Source organism: Lentzea flava (genome assembly GCF_014648475.1).
GTDB lineage: Bacteria > Actinomycetota > Actinomycetes > Mycobacteriales > Pseudonocardiaceae > Lentzea > Lentzea flava.
On record NZ_BMRE01000143.1, the window covers coordinates 1 to 1,305 of the forward strand.

A 1,305-nucleotide genomic window follows, 5' to 3' on the forward strand; every position below is an offset into this window, starting at 1 on the left:
AGGTCCGACGTCAAGGATCAGGTGAAGCCAAACCGTCAACCATCACCTGAAGCCCGACACGCCGGCACGACGACCGACCAAACCCTGCCGTCACCGCCGACCGACGTGAGCTCCGGTCCTGGCGTCCCGCGTGCCCACTACCCAGGTGGCCGCGTCGACAGGCATTGTCGCGAGCACGGCACCCGGAAAGAGCGTCGAGTGTGTCGGCGATTGTCCATGCACGTCGCCAGGGTGGTCGTATACCACGATGTCCGCGGGGCCCCAGCTGGGTCGAGCAGCGTTCGTCGGTGCTCACCACCGGTGCCACGCCTGCCTGCAACGGCGCCAGATCAATGGTGTGCCGGGCCACGGCAACCGACAGCTGGTCATCGGCGATCCGCAGATCTGCGCGCATGATCTCGGCGGCTGGAGTCGCGGTGACAGTTCCGGCAGTGGAGGACGCAGGTGAGGCGGGCGCTTCTGGCTCTGGCAGGTCGAGCAGGCGGTAGAACTCCGTGCGAAGCAAACCGCGCCGCCTCGCCGGGCACCGACGTCATGAACCTGGTGATCTCCTCGTGGATCCGGCCGCGCTTGATCGTGGCGCGCACCTGCTCGCCCAGCGGCAGATGACGGTCAAGCCGGTCGGCCGCGGCGAGGAACATGCCGATCGGGACGCAGGATCGACAGCGCCAGGTCTACTTCGAGCGTTTGCGCTCCACCCTGCCCGCGGTGTCGCCGCCCCGCGCGGCGGACGGGCGGCCGGTGCTGGCGGTGGAGGTGACTTGCTGACTGCGACCGGAAGCGCACACGTGGCCGCAGCGGGTCCTGTGTCACACCTGCGGGTGGGTCATGGTGCCGGGCTGGCACTACTCCGTCGTCGCGGCCACGGAAAGCAGGCGGCACTCGTGGATCGCGCCCGCTGGACGCGATCCGGCTTGCTTCCGGCGACGACACCGTGAGCGTGACCGCCCGCCAGATCCGCGACGCTGTGCAACGGCTGATCACCGTCGGACACCGGAGACCACGAGATCCGCAGATCCTGCTCGTCGCCGACGCCGACTACGACGGATCGCGGCTCGTCGCACGTACTGTCTGATCTTCCGGTCGTCGTGCTGATGCGGATGCGGTCGGACCGGGTGCTGCGCCGCCCCGCCACCGCCGCTGCCTCCCGGTCTCAACCCCGGACGGCCGGCCCGCCACGGCAGCGAGTTCGCTTTCGGCGCCCCTAGGGCCGGTCTTGCGGATCTTCACCTGAGGTGAAGGACGATGCAGGCCAGGATGATCTCGGCTCGGTGGTAGGCGGCTCGTTTCGCGAATCTGGTTGCC

General features: G+C 68.8%; 1 protein-coding gene. It reads left to right on the forward strand.

Annotated elements, in window-relative coordinates; genetic code table 11:
• Nucleotides 1-934 precede the first annotated feature (934 nt).
• A complete protein-coding gene (locus IEZ09_RS47315; RefSeq protein WP_229813573.1) occupies nucleotides 935-1,075 on the forward strand; it encodes a hypothetical protein in 141 nt (46 codons plus the stop codon).
• Nucleotides 1,076-1,305 lie beyond the last annotated feature (230 nt).